General features: G+C 35.6%; 24 protein-coding genes and 2 pseudogenes. 7 read left to right on the top strand and 19 right to left on the bottom strand.

From position 1 onward, the window contains the following. Window positions 1-8: 8 nt before the first annotated feature. Genes M5A78_RS09865 through M5A78_RS09850 form a run of 4 tightly spaced genes read right to left on the bottom strand, consistent with a single transcriptional unit; the run spans window position 9 to window position 7,206 of the window. Window positions 9-2,087 carry an AIPR family protein gene (locus M5A78_RS09865; RefSeq protein ID WP_248735101.1) on the bottom strand — a complete coding sequence of 693 codons (2,079 nt, stop codon included), beginning with the start codon at window positions 2,085-2,087 and terminating at the stop codon, window positions 9-11. Window positions 2,088-2,102: 15 nt separating this feature from the next. Next, on the bottom strand, window positions 2,103-3,038 hold the full coding sequence (locus tag M5A78_RS09860) for a PD-(D/E)XK motif protein (RefSeq protein WP_248735100.1): 936 nt from the start codon (window positions 3,036-3,038) through the stop codon (window positions 2,103-2,105). Continuing rightward, the gene (locus M5A78_RS09855; RefSeq protein ID WP_248735099.1) at window positions 3,028-5,748 is read right to left on the bottom strand and encodes a Z1 domain-containing protein; all 2,721 of its coding nucleotides are present in this window, start codon (window positions 5,746-5,748) and stop codon (window positions 3,028-3,030) included. The genes M5A78_RS09860 and M5A78_RS09855 overlap by 11 nt, the downstream gene beginning before the upstream one ends. Further along, a complete protein-coding gene (locus tag M5A78_RS09850; protein ID WP_248735098.1) occupies window positions 5,749-7,206 on the bottom strand; it encodes an ATP-binding protein in 1,458 nt (485 codons plus the stop codon). A 342-nt stretch (window positions 7,207-7,548) separates the two neighbouring features. Here M5A78_RS09850 and M5A78_RS09845 point away from each other — a divergent pair. Beyond that, window positions 7,549-8,903, top strand: a pseudogene (locus M5A78_RS09845) (IS4 family transposase). Window positions 8,904-9,138: 235 nt separating this feature from the next. On the opposite strand, the gene M5A78_RS09840 reads toward M5A78_RS09845, so the two are convergent. Then, entirely contained in the window at window positions 9,139-9,339 is a 201-nt protein-coding gene (locus M5A78_RS09840) for a hypothetical protein (RefSeq protein ID WP_248735097.1), read from the bottom strand. Window positions 9,340-9,760: 421 nt separating this feature from the next. Here M5A78_RS09840 and M5A78_RS09835 point away from each other — a divergent pair, with 421 nt between their 5' ends. Together M5A78_RS09835 and M5A78_RS09830 are read left to right on the top strand one after the other, a co-directional pair. Continuing rightward, on the top strand, window positions 9,761-10,516 hold the full coding sequence (locus tag M5A78_RS09835) for a DUF3883 domain-containing protein (protein ID WP_248735096.1): 756 nt from the start codon (window positions 9,761-9,763) through the stop codon (window positions 10,514-10,516). Between the two features lie 292 nt (window positions 10,517-10,808). Next, the gene (locus M5A78_RS09830; RefSeq protein ID WP_248735095.1) at window positions 10,809-11,018 is read left to right on the top strand and encodes a hypothetical protein; all 210 of its coding nucleotides are present in this window, start codon (window positions 10,809-10,811) and stop codon (window positions 11,016-11,018) included. 295 nt (window positions 11,019-11,313) lie between these two features. Here M5A78_RS09830 and M5A78_RS24910 read toward each other — a convergent pair. Next, window positions 11,314-11,448 (bottom strand): annotated as a pseudogene (locus tag M5A78_RS24910) (endonuclease); the annotation flags it as partial. 428 nt (window positions 11,449-11,876) lie between these two features. On the opposite strand from M5A78_RS24910, the gene M5A78_RS09825 reads away from it, so the two are divergent. Next, window positions 11,877-12,095, top strand: coding sequence for a hypothetical protein (locus M5A78_RS09825; RefSeq protein WP_248735094.1), 219 nt, complete (start codon window positions 11,877-11,879; stop codon window positions 12,093-12,095). Window positions 12,096-12,324: 229 nt separating this feature from the next. Further along, window positions 12,325-12,741 (top strand): hypothetical protein, encoded by a 417-nt coding sequence (locus tag M5A78_RS09820; RefSeq protein WP_248735093.1) that lies wholly within the window; start codon window positions 12,325-12,327, stop codon window positions 12,739-12,741. Window positions 12,742-14,444: 1,703 nt separating this feature from the next. Here M5A78_RS09820 and M5A78_RS09815 read toward each other — a convergent pair. The 8 genes from M5A78_RS09815 to M5A78_RS09780 form a co-directional block, all read right to left on the bottom strand. Then, on the bottom strand, window positions 14,445-15,056 hold the full coding sequence (locus tag M5A78_RS09815) for a hypothetical protein (protein ID WP_248735092.1): 612 nt from the start codon (window positions 15,054-15,056) through the stop codon (window positions 14,445-14,447). A gap of 63 nt (window positions 15,057-15,119) precedes the next feature. Then, window positions 15,120-15,629 carry a hypothetical protein gene (locus M5A78_RS09810; RefSeq protein WP_248735091.1) on the bottom strand — a complete coding sequence of 170 codons (510 nt, stop codon included), beginning with the start codon at window positions 15,627-15,629 and terminating at the stop codon, window positions 15,120-15,122. Window positions 15,630-16,429: 800 nt separating this feature from the next. Further along, on the bottom strand, window positions 16,430-17,062 hold the full coding sequence (locus M5A78_RS09805) for a hypothetical protein (protein WP_248735090.1): 633 nt from the start codon (window positions 17,060-17,062) through the stop codon (window positions 16,430-16,432). Further along, the gene (locus M5A78_RS09800; protein ID WP_248735089.1) at window positions 17,037-17,987 is read right to left on the bottom strand and encodes a hypothetical protein; all 951 of its coding nucleotides are present in this window, start codon (window positions 17,985-17,987) and stop codon (window positions 17,037-17,039) included. The genes M5A78_RS09805 and M5A78_RS09800 overlap by 26 nt, the downstream gene beginning before the upstream one ends. Window positions 17,988-18,175: 188 nt before the next feature. After that, the gene (locus M5A78_RS09795; RefSeq protein ID WP_248735088.1) at window positions 18,176-18,478 is read right to left on the bottom strand and encodes a hypothetical protein; all 303 of its coding nucleotides are present in this window, start codon (window positions 18,476-18,478) and stop codon (window positions 18,176-18,178) included. Window positions 18,479-19,000: 522 nt separating this feature from the next. After that, window positions 19,001-20,302, bottom strand: a complete 1,302-nt coding sequence (gene dnaB / locus M5A78_RS09790; RefSeq protein WP_248735087.1) for a replicative DNA helicase — start codon at window positions 20,300-20,302, stop codon at window positions 19,001-19,003. Further along, entirely contained in the window at window positions 20,289-20,636 is a 348-nt protein-coding gene (locus tag M5A78_RS09785; RefSeq protein ID WP_248735086.1) for a replicative helicase loader/inhibitor, read from the bottom strand. Before M5A78_RS09785 ends, dnaB begins: the two co-directional genes overlap by 14 nt. Then, a complete protein-coding gene (locus M5A78_RS09780; protein ID WP_248735085.1) occupies window positions 20,629-21,387 on the bottom strand; it encodes a conserved phage C-terminal domain-containing protein in 759 nt (252 codons plus the stop codon). Before M5A78_RS09780 ends, M5A78_RS09785 begins: the two co-directional genes overlap by 8 nt. A gap of 620 nt (window positions 21,388-22,007) precedes the next feature. Here M5A78_RS09780 and M5A78_RS09775 point away from each other — a divergent pair. Then, entirely contained in the window at window positions 22,008-23,168 is a 1,161-nt protein-coding gene (locus tag M5A78_RS09775; protein ID WP_319942272.1) for a type II asparaginase, read from the top strand. A gap of 367 nt (window positions 23,169-23,535) precedes the next feature. After that, entirely contained in the window at window positions 23,536-23,952 is a 417-nt protein-coding gene (locus tag M5A78_RS09770; RefSeq protein WP_248735084.1) for a DUF1284 domain-containing protein, read from the top strand. A 136-nt stretch (window positions 23,953-24,088) separates the two neighbouring features. Here M5A78_RS09770 and M5A78_RS09765 read toward each other — a convergent pair whose 3' ends face one another. From M5A78_RS09765 to spxA, 5 genes are all read right to left on the bottom strand, one after another. Continuing rightward, window positions 24,089-24,223 carry an AMP-binding enzyme gene (locus tag M5A78_RS09765; protein WP_319942271.1) on the bottom strand — a complete coding sequence of 45 codons (135 nt, stop codon included), beginning with the start codon at window positions 24,221-24,223 and terminating at the stop codon, window positions 24,089-24,091. A gap of 166 nt (window positions 24,224-24,389) precedes the next feature. Beyond that, window positions 24,390-24,731: an IDEAL domain-containing protein gene (locus M5A78_RS09760; protein WP_248735083.1), complete on the bottom strand. Its 342-nt coding sequence runs from the start codon at window positions 24,729-24,731 to the stop codon at window positions 24,390-24,392. 112 nt (window positions 24,732-24,843) lie between these two features. Continuing rightward, complete coding sequence (locus M5A78_RS09755; RefSeq protein ID WP_248735082.1) at window positions 24,844-25,257, bottom strand: RrF2 family transcriptional regulator; 414 nt, start codon at window positions 25,255-25,257, stop codon at window positions 24,844-24,846. Between the two features lie 156 nt (window positions 25,258-25,413). After that, window positions 25,414-25,548, bottom strand: coding sequence for a BA3454 family stress response protein (locus M5A78_RS09750; protein ID WP_248735081.1), 135 nt, complete (start codon window positions 25,546-25,548; stop codon window positions 25,414-25,416). A gap of 99 nt (window positions 25,549-25,647) precedes the next feature. Further along, window positions 25,648-26,043, bottom strand: a complete 396-nt coding sequence (gene spxA / locus M5A78_RS09745; RefSeq protein WP_248735080.1) for a transcriptional regulator SpxA — start codon at window positions 26,041-26,043, stop codon at window positions 25,648-25,650. Between the last annotated feature and the right edge of the window lie 437 nt (window positions 26,044-26,480).

Below are 26,480 nucleotides of genomic sequence, written 5' to 3'. Positions count from 1 at the left end.
TCACCCTTTCATTCTTCTTTCCAGCCTTCTACTTCTGCTTTTTTAACTAATAAAAGCAATTGTTGGCTATGAATAGAGTTTGGCAGCTTTTGCGGAATTTTGCAAGCAATTTTTAAAGATTGTATTTCAGTGGGCGTTGCAATTTTTTTATTAGCTATAAAACTATGCAGATTCTGCCAATACTCGCCTCCTTTATTAACCACTTCTGTTTGTGCCTCAATTCCAGAAATAACCGACTGTTCTTTACGCGCTTTCTTTGCTTCCGATTTGACTTCCCCAATTTCAACAAGAACTGGTGCTATCCGTAAATCAAGTTCAATGTCCATCTCTTTAATGCGGTTCCAGCATGCTTCTTGTTTACACCATTGGGTTACGTTAACATTTCCGCGAGATGGATCAGTAATCGACTCTAATACCGCTTTTGTAATAAATATCATTTGACTAGTGACTGCTTCTGGAACTTCTTGTTTGTTCCAAATAATTTGTAAATCAAAGGTAAACTTAGGAAACTGGCGTTTAATCAAATGTGAAAACAACGCAATTGAATAGGTTACGATATTTGCGCGGTACCCCTGCTCATACCAAGGTTGTTGCGTGACCATTTTTTCAACATGTTTAAACAATATATAAAGAGCTACAGATTCTTGAAAGTACCTCTCATTAAATGATTGTTCTGAAACAGACCAATTATCATCAACCCACTGTGCAAATTCGGTAAAGTTTCTTTGTGCCCCCTTGCTGACAAGATGAGGAAGGCACCTCCAAGAATTTCTGGCTTTTGCCAAATCCGTCTTTGAGATTAACTGATTTTTAGGGTTTTGAATTAAGAAACGATTCTTTTCTGCTTTCGTCATTCGCATTTGGGACTGTAAATATTGACCTCGTGCCCGTTCATAAAACCAATGTGTATCATGCTGAGCACCACCAATTGCAGGTGCAAAAATTCTTCTTGATACTTGTTCCATTCTAATGTGAAAAGGATGGGTTGAAAAGAAATCTGCATCACTAACCTTATTTTGACTATTAGATGAACGAGAGATTTTCTGTAATAAATCTTGTGTTTCATTAAGATCTTCATTAATTTCCGTTAATTTCATTTGCAAATTAATCTCACTGAGGTTTGCCTTATCTCGAAATCGTGCATTCGAAAGTGATGCTGTTGTTTGTCCACCATTGATAACTTGAAAATCTCTTACATAAGTAATGAATTTTCCTTCTGGCCTATCTTCCACATGAACATCTACTGCTGTAGCAGAAACACCATTATTAAAAGCAAAGAACATCTTTGGGTTGGTTAAAATTGTTTGTCTAATCTTTTTGTTAACAGCAACTTTTGTACTCAAGAATGAGCGGACGTTCCCCTCTAATAATTGTGCTCCATATAGATCGTAAATGTCAGCTAAAACTTCACCGGGAATTACACTCAAAAAGCACTTGTACTCTCCAGTTCCAACAGTGCTAGCCTCTAAACAAGGAATACCATATGGGGTGTAGTCTGTAAAATTTATTTCTATGCTTTCTCTACCTGATTCCGCTAGAAATATTTTATAGAGTCGATCTATATCCCATATTTGACATTCTACTGGAACACCTTCATATTCTCTTGAAGCGAAGTTATCAATTCTTCCACTCATGAATCGGTCCGTCAAAAGCAGAATTCGGTACTTTGTTATGTGTCCCCTGTTTCTAGTAAGCAAGTCAATTAAGTCAGCAGCAGCTGTACTAATCTCAATCCTTTTATTTAAATTGTTATGAAAGGTCTCATCGATAAAACGAATTGGCCACTCAAATATTTGTTCGGCCTCTTTTCGTGCCAATGTCCTTTCCTCGTCATTCCCTGTGTAATCCGCAACAATAAGGTTCATGGTATAATCTAATTCATCAAGAATATATCCGTCTATTCGTAGTTTCCGATTTCTAAGACCATTGCCAAGATAAAATGCATGCTCTAAATCCGGCAAAACCTCGGCATTTACCAAATACTCTGTCATAATTCCAACAAAAGCTGCACTGGAACCTTCTCCATATGCAGCAGCTGTAGAACGAACATCTTCTAATAGTCCTTTTCTAAATTCCATAACATCCATAAATGGCCCCCAGTATCAATTAATCTTCCAATCTTCTAAAGCTTGTATACTAAGCTGGTATACTGAAGCTACAACTCCAGTTGGTACATTGTCCTTTATCAATCTAGGAAAATTCTCATCAACTCTGAACATTTTAACTCCACTTAAACGATAATACTGTTTCGCATATTCAGGCAATTCAATATACCCACAACGTAGCAGTTTATCATTAAACAACTCTAGTGCAGAATAAGAAGCACTTAAGGATCCTCTAACTTGACTTATTTTACTATTTAATGTAAATGCATTGGGGCTATTCTGAGCTGTCTTATCGATAAAATATAATATCAGTTCACCTGGAAGTTGTGCATCAAGCTGTTCAAGCGAAGATATATTTACTGTCTTTCTCCCAATACCTAATGCTTTCACTTCGTGCCATCCATCTGAAAAAATAAAATCTTGATCTGCACCGTCAGGCCCTATCCAACCATTTACAGCCTCCAGTAATGGTATACCATTTGAAATGGCTTGCTGCAAATAATGAATTTCTCCTAAAAGTCCTTTTTGTTGAGCGTCATTTAGAAAGCCAGAAGGTTGGACCTCCATCAATTTCGCCCATTGACTATACCTTTGAATGACAAACTCAAGACCATTTATATCATTATTCTGATTTCGCGAAGACTCTACCATATCACAACATAATCGAATAAATACATCTTCCTGTTCACCTCGAATAAGTCGAAAGGAGAGTGCCCATTTACTATCAGCTCTCTGTCCTTGGGTAACTATTATTGATTTAGAAGAAGTAGTAGTCTCTGGCTGAAACTCAGTGATTAATAACAACGATTTTTGATTAATGTTTTCATACCCAATATGCCATTCCAGTGGATGTTCTGCGTCAATTCTTACAAAACTGTTATTATGAATTGCGAGTTTATTCCATTTTGCAAGGAGAGTTTCATTAGATATCATCTTCATCCTCCTCGTCATCATCTGAATCCATCCAATTACTTAGTTCTATTTGGTTTACAACATAATTTGCAGTTCTAACTATTCCATCACCTGGGAGCCCAATACCAAGAGCAAATATAGTATCTGGGATTTTTGGGTTAGGATTTCCTCCCTGCTGACTTTCAAGGACATGCAAAATTAGTAGAGGTCTTCTGTTCTCTATTAAGTATGCACTATCAGGTACATTTCTCTTCCCGGGATTAGATTTTTTGAAAACATCCTCAACTTGTTCAATTTCCTCTTTAGATAGTCCAGCTCTCGTTGATCCACCGGAACCAACACGTACTTTAGTCCCGGATACTTTAATCATTCCATCCGATTCCGTGATTGTACGCTTCTCTCTGTTAACAGTAATTATTCCATTTGCACCATTAAGGTGATAATCCGTTCCCGATCCATTAGGAAGGAACACATCCCATTCAACAAGGAAAGAATTTTTTTCAATAAAGTCAGCCAATGCTCTACTTTGGAATGCCAAATGCCATGGATGGGTATCAAAGCTACGTAAAAGGTCAATGACATGATTTCGGTTTATGCCAGACCACATCTGACCATTTTGGTCGATTGTAACTTTCTCTCCAACAATATCCAATTGAGCAACAAAGAGTTTGAAAGCTCGCTCATTTGCCACTAACACTTGTGGTTTTGACTTAAGACGTGGGGTTTCCAGAAGTTTTCCCGTTACCTGAATAGGCCTGCTCACTCGTGTACCAGAACGCATTTTATTCCTGGCAGTGACAATTAGCGAGTTTGGATCCTGTCGAACCTTCAATCCAAAATCTCTTGGTGTTAGGTTCAGTTTGTTCATTCTGCTTATTTCACTTTTCAGCTCATTTGAAGCCTCTGTAATAAATCCATACCAGTCAATAGCGTCCTTTGCCATCCATATTTTAAAGATGTCATCGTAGTTTGGTCGGTAACCAAACCATCTGCCCATTTGCATGAGAGTATCATACATTTGAGAATTACGATAAAAATAACTAACACCTAGGCCTTCTAGAGTTAACCCCCTCGACAAACTTATTCCGCCGATTGCAATCACACGGAAACCTTTTTCTTTATGTGCATAGTAGTCCAGGCTTGCTGCCCCGGTTTTTTGATTTACAGCCCTTGCCTCGATTGGAGCAATTGCTTTATACAAGTATTTTTGTTGCAGAGTAACCCAAGGAATCTCTGATTTGCTTTCTAATTTATGCTTTTCCCATACCTGTTTTAAGAATCTCAAAGAATTGATTTCCATTGCCTGTTTTTCACTTAATGCAGAATAATTTCGAGCATCTGATTTAACTTGATTAAGCCAAATAATAATTTGGTTTTTTATTTCCACCTGTACATCGGTGAAACGGCTGACGTTAATAAGCATGGAACGATGATCTGTTATATCCCCACGCAGATCCCTAATAGCATTTAATAATAGAAAGTATCCCAAAGCTTCATACAAACTACCAGGTAATTCATCCACCTCAAGGTCCTTTTTATGATTAAAAGGAAAGAAATTGTCAATTTCCTCAGTATCAATTTCTTCTAAACTTTCTTTATATTTGGGCGTTTCTCCAAATATGCCATCTGATCCAATATAATTAGTTGGAGGAGACAACACATAAATAAAATCTCTCGGGAACAAGTCATCCCCTACCATTTCGTTATCAGTCTCAGGATTAATAAATATATTAGCAAAAGGTGTAGCGGTTATACCAACATAAGAGGCCTGATAAAATCTTTTCAATATTGAACGAATTGCAGCATTTATTGCGGTCGGATCTTTATCTTCCTTTTTAGTGTTTACTGAAGCATTATCCGCTTCGTCGTCAATCACCAATAGAGGTAAATCAATCATTCCATTGTTATCAGCATTGTTGGACAAAAGCCAGCTTTCTAAGTTTCTTAGTATAGATTTATTTTTTTTAACTACAAATAAGGCAGGCTCGGTGATATTCCTTAAGGTTAAATCGTTACTATTTAATACTGTGGAGCTAAAATCAGAGATAACACTTGTAAAAGCAGATATACGCTTTGTTGCGTCTATTTTCCCAACTCCGTCAAATACATTTCTAACTTGTTGGTTTCCTTTTAGCCGTAATAAATCCTTGCTGAGTCTTCCTGCAAATTCTTTATCGAGACGTTCCTGTGTTTGCATTCGTAAGTTTTCCATCATTCCCGCTAATACAATTATTACTTTGTAGCCAGTGTCAGCAGCTTTATTACAAATAGCTGTGTAATTCACCGTTTTTCCCGATTGAACATCTCCCAACACAAGGCCACGTCGTTGCCAAGGCTTGTTATTTTGAGGATCCCCTAACAAGTCCACTATTTCAGTTGATACTATATCTAAATTTGATGTAACACGTGTATTCCATCCTTTAATATCTTCCAAGAAGCGCTTATAGCGGTTCCAATAATAGAAGTCCAATTCAGCAGTTCTGCTTGGAAGCCAAGATTGATGATCACTGTTCTGATCATAAATATAAGCCCCTGTATCCATAGTTATCATTAGAGATGCCTTCAGATTTTTAATTACCTGATTAAACTCTTCATCTGACACAGGTACCGCCATACGAAGCGTATTGGCTTCATATATGACAACCTCTTCGCTCGGAGGACTAGATGGATACTTCGTATTCATGGCAACTGAAATGAAACGCTCGAGCATTTGTGCATTTTGACTTAACATTCACCTTACCTCCTGGGTAATATCTGTAAATATTTCTGGATGCTGATCAAATGGCTCGGTTACCGACAGCCTTTTAATCATTTCCTCACGTTCTTTTGCATTATTGCATCCTGTAAGAAGTTGATTTAATAAATTAACTAGATCAGGTTTTGATATTTCACTCTCATTGACTATTCGTTCATCACTAGTTAAGTCAACATATAATTGATTCAAAGGCAGGCTTCGTTCTATTTGCATCAACAACTGTTCAATAAATCTTTTTTCAGTCGTTCCCATTGTACTTATCGCTTCTACCAGGGGATACTCCCGATTGATTTCATACACGATGCCTCCTTGCCTAGTTCGGAGGCGTTTCCACATATGCACTTTTGAATCATCTGTTTCTCTCTTACCCCGAAAAGTCCACGTGCGTTTACTAGTTTCTCCTAACCTCTCTATAATTGCACCTACATTTTTTCTGACAACTTCAGGCGGTACAGCCATAGACTTCTTAATATCTAGAGTCCAAAGAGAATCCAAAGAGTTAGGAATATCGATTTGAACTCTGGCTAGTTTGGAAAGATCTCCTTGCCTCATCATTTTGAACCAGGTTCCCCATACAAGCAAACGTTTATTTCGATAGACGTAGAAACCTTGTTTTTTTCGAATCCCATCTTGACCACCCAGCATGTTGATTTCTGATTCATCCAGCTGAGAAATATGGGGCAGAATATATGGCCGAACAATTACTTTCTGACCCTCTACATTAATTATTTCATCATCCATTATTCGCGTACTTTTTTCAGATAGAAAAGGGTCGATTGCTTCGACAGAAACGTTATTGATGTTTATTTTCACCTTTTTCAAGCCAGTTTCACCATTAAGATAACGGTGAAAAACAAGCGACAAGTGTTCACGTACACTGTCCATATACTTGCCCATGCTCAAGTCAAAATTTATTTGTCCTAATTTCAAACGGTCTAACTCCTGCCAGATTACTAGGGTACCAGAAACAAATTCATCTAACTTTTCAATTTGAGGGAAATCTTTAAAATCAACATCCTCTAATAGTCTTAGGGACCACTCGCGTGTTGTTGCAATATGATCCAGATCCCATTGAGCCCCTACTATTTGATTATGTTTCTTACTGACTACAGTTAGTCTGCGGCATTGAGACATAGATGCTGTTTTCAATCCTAATCCAAATCGTCCAAGATCGTCGGTATCTCTTTCATTTAATGGATTACTGCTACCATATCGCATAGCATTTATTAATTCTTTTTGGTTCATGCCTTTTCCGTTATCTAATATAGCAATATATGGATTGCCAATTGGAAAGAAACTCAAATCAATTGTACATGCACTTGCAGCAACACTGTTATCAATTATATCTGCAATTGCCGTTTCAAGAGAATACCCTATAGCACGAGTGGCTTCCATTAGAATCGGGGCATAAGGTGGTACGTCCCAATCTTTCAATTGTATTTCCCCTTTCATAAAAGCTTCTAGATGATTTGTTTATAAGTTAATTGTATTAAATTTGTTTTATAGAAAATAAACCTAAGTTTCCCCTTAATTCTACAATATTCTTGTAAAAAAATGTATGGTATTTTAGAGGATTATTAGTTTATAAGCTTTTGTTTATGTAAGTAACTCAAACTTCGCACCTAAATAATTATGCGAAAGACTCGGTTCTGAAGGAATCCTCCCGGATTCTATTTGGTCCTTGACAAAATGCTTTATAAATACAAAAAGCACCTCGTTCTTTGGTATAGTGGATTTGACGAGAATACACTACCAAACAGAAGAGGTGCTTCCTATATGATAGAGCAAAATGACCAAAACAATCAACTACCAAAAGAATTAAAATCTGTTTTTTATGAATTAGAGATTTCCAAACATCTTCGAAATGCTGGAATTAAGAAGAAATTCGGGTTTTCAGCTTTCAGTTTGTTTCAACTTGTTTTTTGTCTCATTTTCCAACCTAAAAGTTGGTTTAGCCTTCTTCGATCAAAGAAGGGAAACCAATACCCAGATAAAGATTCCATCTATCGATTCATGAATCATTCAAAGTTTGCTTGGCGTCGTTTTCTAACTATTCTTAGTGCGAGCACTATCCAAAAAGTTAATGTTTTAACCGATTCAAATCGTCTAAAATTATTGATAATTGTTGATTCTATGTTTGAACGAAACCGAAGTAAAAAAGTTGAGCTTTTAGCTCGTTGTATGAATCATTCCTCTTTAATCAAACGGTTTTATAAAGGGTTCCGTATGCTTACTTTGGGTTGGTCAGATGGGTTTACCTTTATGCCTATAGATTTCACACTATTGAGTTCGAAGAACTCACAAATCAACGGAATATCTGCCGATATCGACAAACGAAGCTCTGGATATAAACGTCGTTTAGAAGCACTAGAATCGTCTCCCTTTGTCATTCCAGGAATAATTGAGCGAGCTCTTAAAGCGGGTGTGCCAGCTAATTATGTGTTAATGGATACTTGGTTTACACAACAACCTCTAATCCAATCCATTGTTGTGATTGGTGTAGATGTAATTGATATGGTCAAGAACACCAAGCAATGCTATTTAGTAAATGGTCGCAGACTCTCTTTAAAAGAACCTATTTTTACTCCATACCCGTTCAAGGGAAAAAGGGAATTCTGGCTCTATTCATACCACGATGGCCAACGGCATACTGTTAAAAGTTGTGTTTGTTCAAAACCGTAATAAAAAGAGCGAATGGCTGGCAATTCTCAGCACCGATTGCACGCTTTCTGAACAAGAAATCGTACGAATCTATGGAATGCGCTGGGACATTGAGGTCTACTTTAAGACGATCAAATCCTTATTACGCCTACAAAAAGAGTTCCAAGGGGTTTCGTATGATTTACATATTAGCCACACAACCATTGTATTTTCGAGCTACATTGTCTTGGCAGAATCGCTGCAACACAGATCAACGAACATTAGGTGGACTCTTTTATGAACTTTGCGATGAAGTATACGAACTTGATTGGGCTGTTGCTTTACAGCAACTAATCGAGCTTCTTGAAGATACCCTAAAACAGATTAACAAAAAAGTTCAAAAACTAATCAAAAGTCAACTTCAGCAGTGGATCGCTTGCCTTCCCAATTACATCAAGGCATATTTGTCGATCTCACTCTGCGAAGTTTGAGTAATAATATTTTTTTATTTTTTTTATATATTTATATAGAGTTGTTTTATGTATAAATCCGTACCTATTACAAATATGATTTCCACATTTACCCAAAACTCCTATTTAAAGTATCGGGTGCGTTAGTTCAAGAAGAATTAATCTAAAATAAGGACCACAAATGGGTCCTTTTCTTTTTGCGGCATTTACAACATTATCGTTGAACAGAGCCTATTATTAAATAGGGTTATACTTTTCAATCATATATCTTAATCAATTGTCCTTCTTCTGTCATTTTTTCTGAAAAGGCAACTTTAAAATCCCTTAACGTATTAAAAACACTTTCACACACTTCCTCTACGCCTTCACCAACGACAAGGATTTCCATATGCTTCATTAATTCTTGGATGACATTGGCAACTTCTAAGACTGTACCAATGGTTTCAATCTTGATCATATCTTCAGTCCCCCCTTTTTTTATTATTTTATCTTTTTGTTGCAAAAAAGTCATGTATGTTGTTGAAGTGGGAATATTAATAGTTAGTATTGTTCTTCAACTAAAGGGTACGTTTCTACAATAATTAGAGACGCTTTTTACTAACTAATGGAGTTAAAAAAGGATTATTTATTTTTTCTGTTTTATACTATTCAATAACTCCTTGAAAAGAAGATTTAGATAACTAATCAACTTATAACCAATGGTTGTTCATCGTTAAACTTCACTGTGAATAAATACCGATAAACTGTATCATTTCCTTGGGGGGAAGGAAGGGATCTGTAAGAAGGAAGCAACCATGGATACTCAAACCATAATCTGTTAAAATTTAATTATATTCCAAATTATAAGGAATATGAATTTATTGAATGGATGATTAACTATGGATTTAAATAGGAAAAAAGGGTTAATAGTTTCTTATTATCTTTCTAAGTATGATAGAAAGGCATTAAAAGAACTGAAATACGATTCCTTTAGAGCTGCTTTTAGAGATATTGGTGCAAAACTTGATATTCCTCCCAATACCATCAAAAATAGAAGAGATGATTATGATTCATTAAATGATAATAATAGATCTGGATGGTATCAGAAAGAATTATCTAAAAGTACCCTTGACGTTGTAGAGAAATTTGGAAATATTAGTGAAGATGCTTTGACAGAAATAGTTAAGGATATTTTATTCAGTTCCAATGAGATTAGTTCAATATCAGAAATACTTCAAACTTATGGTGATACTTCTAGTGATCGTTCGTATAATAACAGGGGAATTACTGGTAAACGGGCAGAGAAATTGTTTATAAAATATTTTAACGATGGATTTTTTGATGCATATCAAGGAGAGCTAATTGATACGCGTGATGATGGCTGTGGCTATGATTTTAAATTAAGTGGAGAGTCAGCGATTGTATTCGAAATAAAAGGTCTCTCGTCTGAAGTGGGTGGTGTAAGCTTTACAGATAAAGAATGGTCAGTTGCAAAAGAGTTAAAAACAAAATACATTCTTATAATAATAAGTAATGTATTTAATAATCCAAGAATAAAATTAATTGTTAACCCTTATGAAAAAATAAATCCAACAAAAAGACTTACTAAAGTAATATCGGTCAATTGGACTTTTCAAACAAAAGAATTATGGTGATTGCTAGTGGGAATTATTGAATCTATTAATTGACCTAAAAAGAGTCTTGATTGAAGTAAGTGGCATTAGTTAAAGCGATTTCAAAAGAGGTGCCCTTTTATATGGAAAATATCGTTGAGGCTATTTGATTATTTAGCATATCAATAAATATATTAAGTTTGTGAAATATTACACTTAAAGTAACAGGTGCTAGAGTAAAAGTAGAAACTGCAAATATGGAATTTCTCATTCCCCTAGAAGGACACTGATTCTTTCTGTCGAATAATTAATAAATTAGACTGGAGGCGATCTTATGGCTACATATAAGCAAATTCAAGAATACATAAAGCAAAAACACGGTTACTCAGTTAAAACCTGTTGGATTGCCCATATGAAAGAAGTTTGCGGTCTTAATCCAAAGAGATCACAAAATAGACATTCACCAAATGCTAGGGTTCATCCTTGCCCGCCAGGAAAGCAGAATGAACTAAGACAAGCTTTCGAGCATTTTAAAATGATATGATCATTAGCACAAAAAAAGAGTAAGAGCAGCTAGATGCCCTTACTTTTTACTTTAATTTGATAGGGATGGGTGTGGTTCATTATCATTAACATTTCAATGGCTGACATTTCAGGTGAATTTTCAACAAAATCCTTCAATTGCTACCTAAAAGGGAAGCTGGCCCGCCAGGCAGCTTAGCACACCTACTCCTCCATATAAAGTTACTAGTATCACCCTCTCCTGTTTTAGAAAATGGTATACATTATTTCTCTATTGGTCTGCTTCCCCTTAATTTTGTTGTCCAGTTAAGTGTAGACTATTCATCTACCCTTAATAGATTCAGATATTTATAAGGTAATTTCATGACATAGGACACCCGTACGTATCCTTCTTTTAGTATCCTTTCATGTACGGATCTTCCATCCAAATAAACATAGGAGAGCATTCTTCCGTGAGCATCCCTTAATGATCCCCCTCTTCAAACTCCATCGTTAAACTGCCGCCCTTTACCAACTTGTTATTCCTTTGGAACGATTCTTTAAAAATGGTTGGACACACATTTTCGGTTTTCCAGATTCGGGTATATAAAGTGGCAGACACCGTCCAGTAATTGGATAGTTCCTGGCGCTTTTTTTTTTTAGTCTCTTCACCAATTTCTGTGGTTTCCACTCAATTCCAGAAATAAGTTAGCTAGATTAAATAGTTTCTTAAGTTCAAAAGCTGTATCTCCCCCCTATTAGTAGGTGTACTTTTTAATGTGAATAAGTTAGATTAAGCAGCAATGTACGAGTTTTAAAAATTTAACGAAGTTGCCACAAATATGGATAGGTGCCAACAGCTCATTACCGAATTATTAAGATGAGAGCGAGGTGCTTATTGGTGTATATAATACACGAGTGGCTAAGTAGGTTTTGGGATTGGTTTTGGTATTTTCGTCGTGGAAAGATAAGATACCATGTGTTTGATTTTGGGGACACTTACAATGCAATGGCTTCAGATGGGAAGGTAGCCGTGTTTCATTGTTATGGAAGTACTCCAGAAGCTGCAAAAGAGATGGCGTTCTATAGAATGCGACGGGTTTATGAAAAAGAAGAATAAAGAAAAGAACCAGACTTTATCCTTCTTTAAATTGTTCTACAAAAGTTCTACGTGGAAAAATAGATTAATCAATTTCAATGTTTACCTTTTTAAGATACTATTAATATTGGTTTTTCCTGTATCTAAATATTCATACCTCAATCTATAAATAGAATGAAGGGAAAATAGATATTTTATAGAATTTTATATTATGTTCATTAAAGTAACACTTTAATTTTGGGGAGAAAATATGACAAAGGTCTATATCATTAATACGAATAAAAATAATGACATTAATGCTGAACAAACGATGTTACAAGAAGAAAAATGTGCAGCATTTTATACACCTTGGAAATACTACATAGACACTATTGAAGCAAATGATATTGTATTTTTATACTCAAGTGGTGTCGGGATTGTAGCAAGGGGAATTGCAACTGGTATTGTGGAAGTTCGTGACTATGGAGGACAACCGGACGAAGAAAGGTACATGTATCTAAATCGATTTCAATTACTAAACCAACCATTAAGTGCAGCTAATGTCACCGGAATTATTAGAGATGTTGCTGGTGCAGATTTTGACATAAAGTGGAATCAAACTATGATACCGATTGCTTATAACTTTGGTATAAAAGTTTGGCAGCATATTACACGCTATTGCATGTAGAATAACTTCAGTGAAAGCTAAAAAATATTAAATATATGATTTAGTAAAAAGGGAACACAAGAAGGCTAGTTCATTTTTGAATAGCCTTCTTTTTTTATCTATAATTTTTCCTTTCATCAGTAGGATATGTTCTCCGACTAACCAATCAAGTCCATTTGGACATAACCATTAATTGAAATAAATAGTAAAGGTGGGATACTCTTGCTAAACTCAAGATGGATCTTTATTCTTATCGGCCAAAATAATACTGGAAAGACAACATTTCAGAAGATAATTATAAAATACCTATGCAATGAAAATAAAGACCCTAAGTTATTTAGCAATACTCGTCTCCCGGTTAAACACACTTATTCTATTAGCAAACTTTTTTTACATTTTTTATGAATAGAATGTTTCAAGAGAGGAAAACCGATTACAAAACTGTAAAGGACAATTTTAATAATTATTTTGATAAAAAATCAAAAGGTACTGAAATATCCTTTTTATCTTCTTATCTTGACATTAATAATATTAGGAAATGATTACAGAGGGACATAAAAGAGCATATAACATTGGAGGAGTTTTTTGAAGCAATTCTTATAACGCGTTAGAAAAAGAAAAGGAATTAAACCTAGAAATTGTCGGAACTAAATTGGGATGAACGATTCTGGTTAGAAAATCCCCCTATTAACGATAATGAATATTTATCTTATATCAATTATATAATTGATGAATTCGACATTGATAATCAGATTTAAAGTCACGTACCTCTAGATTACTTAACAAATCCAGTAGCAAAAAAAAGTTTTGATAAGGGATTAAATATCTTAAAAGAAAATGCTTTAAATTCTATAGATTCAGATGAATTTGTATAGAGGTAAGTAAAGATCAGAATTGATAGGTTAGCTAACGATTTTGTTAATTTACTAATTAATAGGGCAAAAATTCAATGACCTAGTTATATTATTTTGGTGCGAAATGGGGTATCTTAGCAGTTACATTTGCTGAACCATCAGACGTTATATTCCAGAAAGATGTATTTAAAGACCCTGGTATCACAATTAAATAACAGAGTGAAGTTCATTAACAAAAAAGTGACCTTAAGACAGATGCGTTTTTGTTCGTTTTATTTACCGACTATTTTTATTACAAAAATAGTACCGTTCTAGCTATATGCTCGATACTGTCCGTTGTTCTGCTAAAAATCCAGACTACAAATATGTCGAATAGATAAAATCATATGCGCCCATTATCGACAGTTTTGCTGGTAGTGGGTGCATTCTCTTCGTACTCTTCTTTTCGATCGTTGTGTTTATTGTACTCTAGTTCGTCGTCTTCTCATCCTAATAAATAAGATGTTGTATGGCTATTCCCTCATGCCAATTAAAAAAGAGCGCTCATTTATTGAACGCCCTTCCTGCGATTATTAAGATATTTTTTATCATGCCTTGTTTCTCGCTGTTTAGTACGTAACGTAGGTAGAGAAAAAGTACACCCGTTCCAAGCCCTGCTACGAAGTATGATGGGTTAGCTTTGCTGCTATTGCGCCTACTACAAAGTTAAGTCCTGCCATGAATAAAAGTACTTGCGATAGTTTTTGATTGCCGTCCAGGTTAGCACTCCTCTTCGTGTTTTATGTCTTTAATGTGCAATCTTTGCGGCAGGCAGCTCTTCTCTTATGCCTTCTTTCATGAGCTCACACAATTTGTATGTCCTTATGTAGATTAGATTATAGATAGGTCTGGTCCAAAATGGTCATCAGGATAGGGAACTCTCTTTAATATATCGATCAAAAAAATAAGATAATTTTTTACTTCTTTACGATAGGTACTGAACTTACTAATATCCCTATCTTTATAAGCGTGAATAGCATTTCTTTTACTTTGAATTTTAACTAACCAGTCGTTTTTTTCCTCACGTTCTTCATCGAGCCATACACTTCTATAAAAGAATTCACGTAGCCCATTAAACATTGCCCCATCTGGGTCCACTGTCTTTTTTCTTTGAACAATTGCATTAATGTCAGATTTATAATCGTTATAATAAACTGATAAGAAAAGTTTCATTGTCCCCTCAACAAGTGCCCCTAGATTAGCCCAAGCTAATATTAAGTCCCCTTCTTCTGCTCCACTTATTGGCTCATTTTCCCATTTATATAATGAATTACTTAAAGAAGATAGCCAGTCTAATCTAGACTTAGTTAGCAGCTCGGCCGCTTCTAATGGTGCCCATCCCTGAGCACGAGACCAAAAATTTTTTACATGGTTATTAATTTCAACTATTTTATCAACGATTTCACAGTAAGCTAGATTATCAACTGTTCTCTGATTAAACATAATCGCTTCCTCCTAAAAATGCAGCAATTTTTTCACTTCTAACAAGATACAGCAAACAAAAAATTATAATTCAAAAATTCTTTCTAACTCTTTAGAATGTTTTTCATTAAGGATTACAAAATTAGCAAACTTTTCTTTATCAAACCACATAACCATGTCAACTGTTTCTAAATCCACTTTCAACCTTTCAAGTACGTGTCGTATTTGTATCCATTTTCCTTTATCGGTTAATGCCTTACCTGTAACAGTTATGACTAGGTCATGAATGTCTCTCATACTATCCATATTTATTATTACTAACACGTTTGGATATAGATGTTTTGGATTTATGCTCTTAAATTGTTTCGCAGATTCACGAATTTTTCTAGATATCGCATTATATGTTGAATCTGGAATAGCCCCCTCAAATTCAACTAATTCAAGGGTTTTTTCTTCACAATAAAAGAGAAGTGAATCAGACTGATTTACTGTAAAGTCAGGTGTTTTTTCGTCAGTTTCATCTATCTTATCAACCTTAAAGTTGTATTTTTCCTCAAGGTATTTTTTAATCATTTTTTCTCCTTGTCTTGCCATTACTGTCCTCCTGTGTATAGCAAACCCATAAACATTTAAGCAATGATCAATTCTAATTAAGCGGTTTGCTTTTTATTTCTAATACTTACCATCCTATTGTTATACTTTAATTCTTAAATAGTACCTGCGTGGATGAATGGGTGCCTGGTTATAAGCGCTAGCTATAATTGATTCTTCCTTACATACAATAAAAAACTTTCTCTTATTAGCCTTCGCTAAGCATCACTTTAGCAACCCGCTTTAATAATATGCGATATGACGTTGTAGCAATTTGAGAACGCTAGTACCTCTTTCTTTTTTATTTTCTTTATCAAAGAATAGAATATCTCTTTGTAGCTTATTCATTTTTCGCCCCTCTCCAATCCAAAATTAAAGTTCCTCTCAACATTTTAATTATACAATTATTTCCTATGTATCGACATAAAAATACGAATTCAAGATGGGGAATAAAGGGACATATACAAAAAACTGAGGGCGAAAATGCTTAAAGCGATTCATGAATACTTAAAAAATAAACAAAAATTTATTAACAGCTAAACCGACCTTTATTGAAGATTAAAGGCATGAAAAGATAATTTCCATGCCCTTCTTCCTCTTCTAATTTCCAAACCGCACCAAATAGTATATATCTCATTATATGCATTTCAAGGAATCTATTACCGATACCAAAATATGTTGGTAAAATGCTAGCTAAATAAACACTTGAATTACCAATACTCCGATAAGAAGTTAATTCATTGGGCACAAGAGAGGTATAGAGGCCGCCTAATTCAGGAGGCTTATTTGTTATTTAGCAATATTTACAAATTTGTTTCTTTATCTACGTCATTATTTGGATCTTTAGTTAGCGTATGATATCTCAATAGTAATATCCTGATACAAGTTCCTAATAACATAACAGAATAGGTCAGAGAAAAGATAATAAAATAACTCAATATTATACTGATTGGAATAAATAATCCCCATTTAAATGGCATTTGTATATAGGTTATTATAAAAGAAAATATCCCCATTACTAAAGTAAATCCCGTAATAGCACCACTAAAATAGAAATTAAATATTATGCTTATCAAGTCCTGAATATTATTTTCCTCATTAATCTTATAAATAACCTTCTCACTAATTGTTCCTGTAATTAATGCCAGACCTCCGATGATTAAACCTAAAAGAGTAAATAGACCTCCAATAATTGCTGGCAATAAAACTTGCAACAAAGGGATCACCGGATTAATTTTTTCGATATCATGATTTTTAAAAATCAAGTAAGAAAGTAAAGAAGTTAAAGAAATACTTATTAATAAAGAAAACAAAGCTTCTTTGCTCCATAAAAGATCCTTGTATTTTTTTGTATCAAAAAATAAATCATGAAACCTATTTTTCAAATAAAAATATTTAATATCGTTGGCTTCAAGCTCCTGTTTTGGTTTCCTCATCTTCAATCTTCCTTAATAATTCAGACTTTAATTCCCTTTGCTTTTTCAACAAATCTTCTCTTGCTGTTAGTTTCATGGAGACCAAAGATACGTACCCGGCTCTCGTTTTTTCTTCAATTTCGGGTATGCTATCTTTATTAATATCTGCTATGCCTTTAGTATATAAAGCTTGTTCCTCACTGTTAACAAAAGCAGGTTCACCGGAAGTATTTTTACCACGTGCAGTAAGTTTCCCGTAGCCAACAATAACACCGTTAATTAAATTTTTGATAAAAGCAGAAGTTACATCCAATCCCTTTTCAGCTGTTCCTCTTATATTAAAGGTGAACTTTCTACCACCTGTTTCGGCTAAATCATCAGAATTCAACCCGAAAAGCGATTCAAATAGCTTTTTATCATTATTTGGTGGTATCAAATCGACTGTTAGTTGTTCAACGAGATTAACTTTTCTAAGCTTCTCATTTAGTAACTGCTTATCACTTTCTAAAATAATTTCAATCTCTCCGACTTCAGGAACTAATTTTTCTATTAACTGTCGAAACCGATCAATGAATTGCTTCCTACCGAAATCAAGTTTAGGTACAAAACCTATCGTCTCATTTTTAACATCAAAACAAAATGTAATGTAAGTTGCTTTTTTATTGTCTTGTGTTTCCATTACATCATCCGTTTCTTCGTCATAGGAAACGTGTACCCCTGGTGCATATGCGACTAACCTTCCATTGACAATTAATGTGTCAGGATCCTTGTATAATGTAATAAATTTAAAATGTGTTGTTTTTTTCTTTACAGTTTCTTTTAATTCTACATCAGTTTCCATTTCCAAAAAAACTTTTCTTAGTAGATAATCGAGGGATATTTTATTGTTATAAACCTCAAATATTTTTTCATTGATATTAAATTTTGCAAAGTAGACTGTTGCCAAATCTTTCCCCTCCGAAAAATGATCTCTTTTAATCTATATCTTATCACTTTTTTGTCAGATTCTAGGGAAATTTGTTAATTTTTATTATCAGTACTTTTTTCAACAGATATAACCACTTCACTATTACATTATGAACCTTCAAATAGAAATAGCACGTGGTTTTATAACTTTGAAGGTATTCTCGGTACCTATTTTAATAGTTGTGAAGGGATTGTTAATTTACTATATTTTTTTACGGTAACTTGATCATACGCCACTATCTTCTTCCTTGGATCAGGTATTTCACACTCTACGACATGAAAATGTATTCCTTTTTGAGTTTTATTTACTTTTAAGTACACCCGAACAATCTCAATATCTTCCGGAACTCTCTCAGCTACTCCTAGAACAGGACACAAAAGTTTATGTTTAGATAAAGACTTGTGTGTTTTCCCACTTTTTGCTTCTAATACGAATAGAGTGTATTTTCCATCTCTTTTTTCAACAAACATTCCATCAATTTGGATACCTATAAGGTGGATTCATGATATAGGCCACCAGTTCGTATTCTTCATTTAACAGCGTCTCTTGAACAAAAACCCCATTAACTTAAACATAGGCAAGCAGTCTACCGTAAGCATCCCTTGTGATCCCCTCTTCGATAGACCGCTTCCCTTCACCAACTCGCTATTCCTTTTGAAAGCTTCCTTTGCAAAAGGATAGACGCACATCCTTGGCTTTCTCGATTCAGGGGTGTCGATTAATAATTAGCGAATCGTTTCTACTTTTCCATTTACTCTTGCCTTAATCGTATCGCCATCGATCGTTTCTAATAAGGTAATATGCACTTGAACAGGTGCCAAATTTACCACCTCTCCAGCAAGAGCGTTGCTTTTTTAACCTTCATCTTGGATTGAATTGCCCAATAATTGATATTCTTCTATCATTTCTTGATGTTGATATGTAAGTAGTGTTGCAGCAACTATGAATGACCCTCCTGCCACTCTTTTTCGCACGGTCAATTCCTCCCTCGTTCACACTTCCAAATTAAAAAACTGCCCATATTGCTTGTTGAATCCCAGTTCGACTGTTCCAGTGGGACCATTCCGATGCTTGGCGAGAATGATTTCCATCTTGTCTTTTTGCTTAGAATCATTTGTATAGTATTCATCCCGATAAATGAATGCGATTAAATCTGCATCCTGCTCGATTTGACCACTTTCCCTCAAGTCTGACAGGATGGGCCGTTTGTCCTGACGGCTTTCAACCCCGCGACTCAGCTGCGAAAGGGCAATGACGACCACGTTTAGTTCTCTCGCCATCGTTTTTAGTGCTCTGCTTATTTCACTAATCTCTGCTTGGCGGTTATGTTTGCATTTCGGATCACCCGCAATCAGCTGCAAATAATCAATCACCACCAGGATTCTTTTTTCACCATCGTATTCCCTTCGGATCTTCCGAAGCTTTGACCAGATATAGGGCACATCCATCCCTGCCCGGTCAAAAATATGCAGATTGACCTTTGATAACTTTCCGATACTGTCGGTAAAATGATGCCAATCTTCTTCCTGAAACTCCTTTTTTGGGTTCTTCATTTTGAGACTGTCGATGTTTCCCGTAAAACCAGCCATTCGTTTCAGCAGCTGTTTTTTTGCCATTTCCAAGGAAAATACGACACTGACATCTTGAAAAGACGCACGTAGAGCTAAATTCAAAGCTAATGCTGTTTTCCCCATACTTGGACGCGCTCCAATGATAACTAAATCTGATTCTTGAAACCCTCCAGTAAGCCGGTCCAAATGGGCAAAACCGGAAGGAATCCCGACAATATCACCAAGATCTTTTTCACAGTCCTCGAATAAATCAACTAACGATGGCGTAATGTCACCGTTATCCTCATCGACTTGATCCTCCTCCACAGCCATTAAGTCGTGAATCCCATCGCTTAAGGTTTTATTGATTTCTGTCTCTTTTGCCTGCTCGATAATTTTTCCGGCAATCTGAATCGCCTTTCGTTTTTGTGCATATTCCCTGACCAATTTTTCATAAAAATGAAAGTTAGCAGTTGTTGGTACACTGCCTGCTAATTGGGAAATATAGCTGACCCCTCCCAACAATTTAATGTTCTGAATCCCGAGTTCCTCCACAATCGTAATGACATCAATAGGCTTTCCTTTTTCGTCCAAGCTGCGGATGGCCGAATAAATAAGCCTAAGTTTCCAGGAGTATAGCTGTTCCGAACGAATCGAGCATTCTTTCACCAATGCTTCTTCTAAAAAGAACGCCCCTACCAATGCCTCTTCTGCTTCAAGATTAAATGGTTCATGCTCTTTCATTTCTTCCCCCCCTGTCAATGCCCAATATCGCTCTCATTTTCTTTAACTCTCTTTGAATTACCCATTCACTCGCTGGTTCCAGCCTCGAGGTTCGTTTCTTTGTCTCTTCCGAATTTGGAACCGACTTCGAATTGGTTGCCTTTGGGATCAGATCGGACAATTTGGGCGGAAAGGATGAGTCCTTTACAAAGGCCAACAGGTTTCCTTGGATTTCGTCAAACGTGTAACCCTTTAGCACTTCATGCCATAGATTTACTTTCTCTTGATTCACAACAAACTGATCATAAAAAACCGCAATCCTTTTTAATAATTCAAACGTCTCCCGCTTAATCATCTAAATCAAAATCCTCCTCGTTTAAGGTTTTCTTGTAGGACTTCTGGTTGAGGTAGGATTCAAATTTGGTGCCAAATAACGTTGCCGGCCTTAGGTATTTGCTCATACGAGGGTCATGTAGCCATTCAGCTGCCTTCGAATCGATGACCTTTTTAAAATCCTCCACTGTAAAACCTTCTCTTATTCTTGCCCGGATCATTTCCTGGGTTTTGTGGGTACTTGGTTTGTAGTCGGTCCTTGTCTTTGCGTTTAAATAGTTGATGATCTCGACAACAGGAGTTTTTTTCTCTGTAGGGATCTCTGAAGAAATCTCTGGTATTGCTTGGTTCAAACTGGTCTGTTCTGCAGCTTCATTTGAACTGTTAACTGGCTCAGTTTGATTAGGCGGGAAGTCAAATTGACCTGTTGGCAGCTCAGTTTGACATTCCTCTAGTTCCTCTAGTTTTAGATAATCAATCGTATACCACTTGGTTTGATCCAGTTTTACCACATTCCAATTACCTGAAATCAAGTAACCTTGGCGTTCAAGTGAATGAATGGTCCGCTTAATCGTACTCACCGACCAAAATGGCAGCTGCTTCTGCCAATCCAAATATGTATTATAGACCCATCGTTTTCCTTCATATTTATGCTTGCTGATCGTTAGCCAGAAATGAACCTGCTGAAGGACTACTGCCTCATTTAAGCCAATTTTCACTGCCAAAGACGGCACAATGATCACTGGATTTTCTTTAATTAACATCCTGCTCATCCAAACATCTCCTTTTTTTCTTTTGTTTGATTGGCTAGTCCCCTCCATTGGGTCAGCCGCTTCTCACTTTTCATATATAGAAAAAAGCTCTAAAAGGTCAGGTGAATTTAAAATTTTTTCAAAAAAAGAAAGCTATCCATAAGAAGGAATAGCTTAAAATGTTATGTGTAATAGATTCCATGATTGATTATCCTAAAGGCAATTTTTTATAAAGTTCTCAATTAACCGTGTTTTATTAGATCCATACATTAGGATCCAAATATTAATGCTACATTTATTAGTATGAATCATCATTCAACTACACACTTCTCCCCTTAAAGCTCTTCATGCACATAAAATCGTCGATATTGTGACAATTCTATTAAGCCTATGTTTTCCAGTAGTTTTATGTAGGCAAGACATTACACTAACTTTGGAAAAAAATTCTTTATTTTTAATGTGAAGATTTGTATCGCTTTTTAAACTGAATAATGATGAAAGGAGTAATCATTTTTTGAAAAAAGTTTTCTGAGCGGAACAGATTTTTCACTTTGAAATATAAAAATCACTCTTATAGAAGAAAAACTATTCTCATACTTCTATTTGATGTGCAAAATTTATTCCAAAGGAGATTTTATTAAATGAGGAAAACAATCAAAAACAGATTTTTTCTAATTGCACTTTCATTATTGTTACTGATCGGCTTAACTGCCTGTTCATCTCCTCAATCCAAAAGTGAAACTATCGAGAAAGCTCCGAAAACTGAAATGAAAAGTGAAACTGTCAAGAAAACTCCGCAAAAGATTACGAATGAAGAATTACCCAATGTTTCAATTATTGCTACTGGTGGAACAATCGCAGGTGTCGCCGCATCTGATACTCAAACAACTGGTTATAAAGCAGGAGAGGTTGCTATAGAAACTTTATTAGATGCTGTTCCAGAGGTGAAAGAAATAGCCAATATAACGGGAACACAACTTGTAAATATTGATAGTTCTGCAATGACCAATGAAATTTTATTAAAGCTGGCAAAAGAAGTAAATAAACAATTGGCAAGTGATAGCGTTGATGGAATTGTTATTACTCATGGGACAGACACGATTGAAGAAACAGCCTATTTTCTTAACCTAGTAGTCAAGAGTGAAAAACCAGTTGTTCTTGTTGGAGCGATGAGACCGTCAACAGCGATAAGTGCTGATGGTCCACTTAATCTATACAATGCTGTAGCTATTGCTGCAAGTCCTGATTCTAAAGGGCATGGTGTCATGATTGAATTAAACGAAAAAATTGGTTCCGCTCGTGATACTACGAAATTGAATACAACCGCTGTCAACTCTTTTGATTCATTTGAATATGGTGATATTGGGAATGTTCAAGGTAGTAAACCTTATTTCTATAACAAGCCTTCTCGTATACATACGAGCGAAAGTAAGTTTGATATTAGTAATGTAACAGAACTTCCGAAGGTAGAAATTTTATATGGGCATGGAAATGATAGTAGAATATTGGTTGATGCTGCTGTTAAGGGAGGAGCAAAAGGGATTATACACGCAGGTACTGGAAACGGAAGCGTCTTTCCTGAAACGCAAGAAGGACTCGTTGATGCCCAGAAAAAAGGCGTTGTGATTGTCCGTGCATCACGTGTAGCTACTGGAATGGTAACACATGAAGTAACTGATGATACAAATAAATTCGTAACATCTGATTCCTTAAACCCAGCAAAAGCACGTATTTTGTTAATGTTAGCTTTGTTAGAAACTTCTGATCCTGTAAAAATACAAAGCTACTTTGATAATTACTAAATTTTCGAAAAAATCAACTCCCGAACTAATTGAACCTGAATTATTCATACCTTCTCTATGGTAAAGCATTTAATTAAAAACCCAGTGACATTTCTACTCTTTTGAAAGAACCATATGCCTGTACGAGGGCTATGCATGATTTACAGCTATGCAGTGTTGGTGAACCGAGCTCCTTTTTGCGTAATGTTGCGCCGGACAGTTTCCTTATGAATTAGTTTTATCAAAGAAAAGGCCGTACCTAAAAAGGCGTTATTTCGACTTTTTGAGTCGGCCTCTCAATTTGTTTGATTATATCCCAAGCATGGATATTAATGACAAGTTTTAGTTTACTTTTAAGTCAAATGGAATACCAAACTGGAGGTGAATTATGTATAAACTGCGAGGCCATCATCTTTTTTGCCTTCTAGGCTATCGGGGAATGGGCTATTCTCAAGAATACGTGGAAAATATGACGCGTGTGCATCAAACCTTGAGAAACAACCCCAAAACGCTGATTCAGCTTGTAAAGGGACCAGATCAGTTGTGTGAAAAGTACCCCAACTCAGGTGAATACCATTGCCAAAACGAGAACATTTATGAGAGAGATGAAGTTATTTTAGCCAAAATGGAACTTAAAATCGGACAAATTCTGAAATGGGAGGACATTGAGTCCTGTATCCGAAAGCATGTGATTCCTTCTGATATTCAAGTGGTCTGTGAAACCTGTTCTTGGCGTTCTTACGGGGTTTGCGAGGAAGGTATTCGTGAGATTCTTGAAGGGAAGGGCTTAAGAGAAGTTCAATAAGCCCCCATCTATTCAATCAATTTAATATAATTAAGTAGTAAAAAGCTAATGAAGGTAGAGTACTATGACCAAAGCATTAAGGCGTTTAGCCATTTTTTCATCTATTACAGACCTGGCACTCACTTCAACGTAATTTTTAATTCCGTAATTCTTCCTTCCGAAGCATTCGCCTAACAACCTTCCCTACAGCACTTTTCGGCAAGCTATCTATAAACTCCACATATTTTGGCTTTTTATAGGAAGCTAGATGATCTTTGCAATGCTCAATCATTTCTTCATCACTCGCCGTGTGTCAAAACAACAAAAGTAAAAAAGTGCAATAATCCGTTTCTGGATTATTGCACTTTTTGTTCAACTATTTGGACTAACCCATTCCCATAAACCTTTGAAAAATTTCTTTTATCAACGTTCAAACCAAACGGAATTCATTGTGTAGTTTAATGTACTCCATTAACAAGCTGCTTCATCGTGTTTAACTCAGAGGAAAGCGCCAAAAACCATTCCTTATCCCCTGTTGATAATGCCAAGTCCAGGAGAAATTCAATTTGTGCCTTGTTGGTTACATTAGAAACAGGCAGTTTTTTCACCCGTTTACTTAAAATAGGTATTGTTTTGCCAATCGTTTGATTATTGTCACTTGTAACAACGATTACCTTCACTACTCCTTCTAGAGTATCCGGTGACACTGATTCAATATAACCAATAATTAATTCGCCCTCTGGTGATTCTGCCTTAATCCAATCACCTGTTGTTAAAATCGTTTTATTGTTGGAGAACATAGTTTTTTTCACCTTCTTAATTTTTTTGTTATCTTAGATTATGCCAACTTTCATCAATCTGTAATTTTTTTTATTACATTTTATTTAAAGAAGTCTGCAGTCCTATATCCGCTCACTGCCTCTTATTAACAAGATCAACAACCTCTTTCATTGAATAATCCTTTAAATATTCTCCCATGTGCTCTTCCGCACCAAAGAAAATGCTGCATAAGACTCTTTGCATATTCGCCCCGACAATACACTTTTCATTGGATTCAGGACACTTAGGCTGCAGTGCACCTTCTGAGGTTATCTTATATATATCCCAAAGATTCACTTCACTTAGATCTAGCGCAAAAATAAATCCACCGCCAGTTCCCTCTTTTGATTTGATAAATCCATGTTTTTTTAACAAACTTAGCACTTTTCGAATGCGAACCGGATGAACGCCAGCACTTTCCGAAATGGCATCGCTTGTTGACATGCGGTCCGGCTGTAGCGCAAGAAAAGATAAACTATGAATGGCAAGGGTAAAATCACTATTCATGAGCCTGCCTCCTAAGCAATAAAACTTCTCACTCTTTTACTATTACATCAATAGTCTTTATCTTTTTTAAAATTAATATCGTACTGTAATACTAAGCATTACAGATTGGCTAGTCAAGCACTTAGTTTTTCTAAGTCCATAGCAAAGCCGCTTTTTTTAAATTTCCCATTGTTTTTTGACTTGCTTTTCAGCTATCCGTTTAATTTTTTCCCATGTCATATCTTTTTTCACGATAACATTGGTATGGTAATTTCGATCTTTATAATTTACTGTCACGAATACTTCAATCATCAGTTTTTCCTCCTTTTCAATAACATATATAAATTAAGCATATTAAGGTTTCAGTTTTAATTGTAAAGACTAAGCATTTTTGCCCTTGGTTTTTTCATTTTAATTGGCCGCTTTTTGCAATTCGGTGTACAAATAGTTTCGTATCCTACGAGGCAGAAAACTACGAATTTCGTCCTCGTTATATCCAACTTGTAATCTTTTTTCGTCATGGATAATTGGCCGTCGTACCATTTTGGGATGCTCTATTATTAATTTATACAATTCATTAAGCGGAAGAGATTCAATATTTACGTTTAATTCTTCGAATGCCTTCGAATTAGTGGAAATAATCTCACTAGTCCCCTCTTCTGTCAAGCGAAGAATCGATTTAATCTCATCGACTGTTAGGGGATGAGATACTATGTTTCTTTCAATATAGTCAATTTGATGCTCTTCAAGCCAAGCTTTTGCTTTTCGACATGAACCACAACTCGGTGTCGTATACACAGTCACCATGGTTTTACACACTCCTTAATGTATTTGGCAAGTATTTTTAAATGTAATAAAAAACCTTACAGTTTCCATACTGTAAATTTAATCGTTACAGTTCGTTTTGTCAATTGTAAAGTTTTGGTTTAATCATTCACTCTCTTACCAAATATATGATTTAAAAATATTTTATGAAATAATTATTGACTAATCGTAAGAAAAGAGAGCCGGCAAACCCGAAGTTTTTCGGATTTGCCGACAGTCTGAAACGGTATATAGAGCAGGATGTTCCTTACTCCATTCTCTACCCTTCGCTTGTAATAGTTAGCCACTTTCTCTCCAGGAATACATTCAAGGGAGTAACCGCACGTCATCGGTGCCATTACGAAGAGTTTGGAGCTTTTTTATTTCATAAAGTGCTTTAAGATTTGAAATAAAAGAATCTTCCCCATTAATTCGTATAA

This window comes from Neobacillus rhizosphaerae, assembly GCF_937468385.1.
Lineage (GTDB): Bacteria > Bacillota > Bacilli > Bacillales > Cytobacillaceae > Neobacillus > Neobacillus rhizosphaerae.
This window is presented reverse-complemented; position numbering and strand designations above follow the sequence as displayed.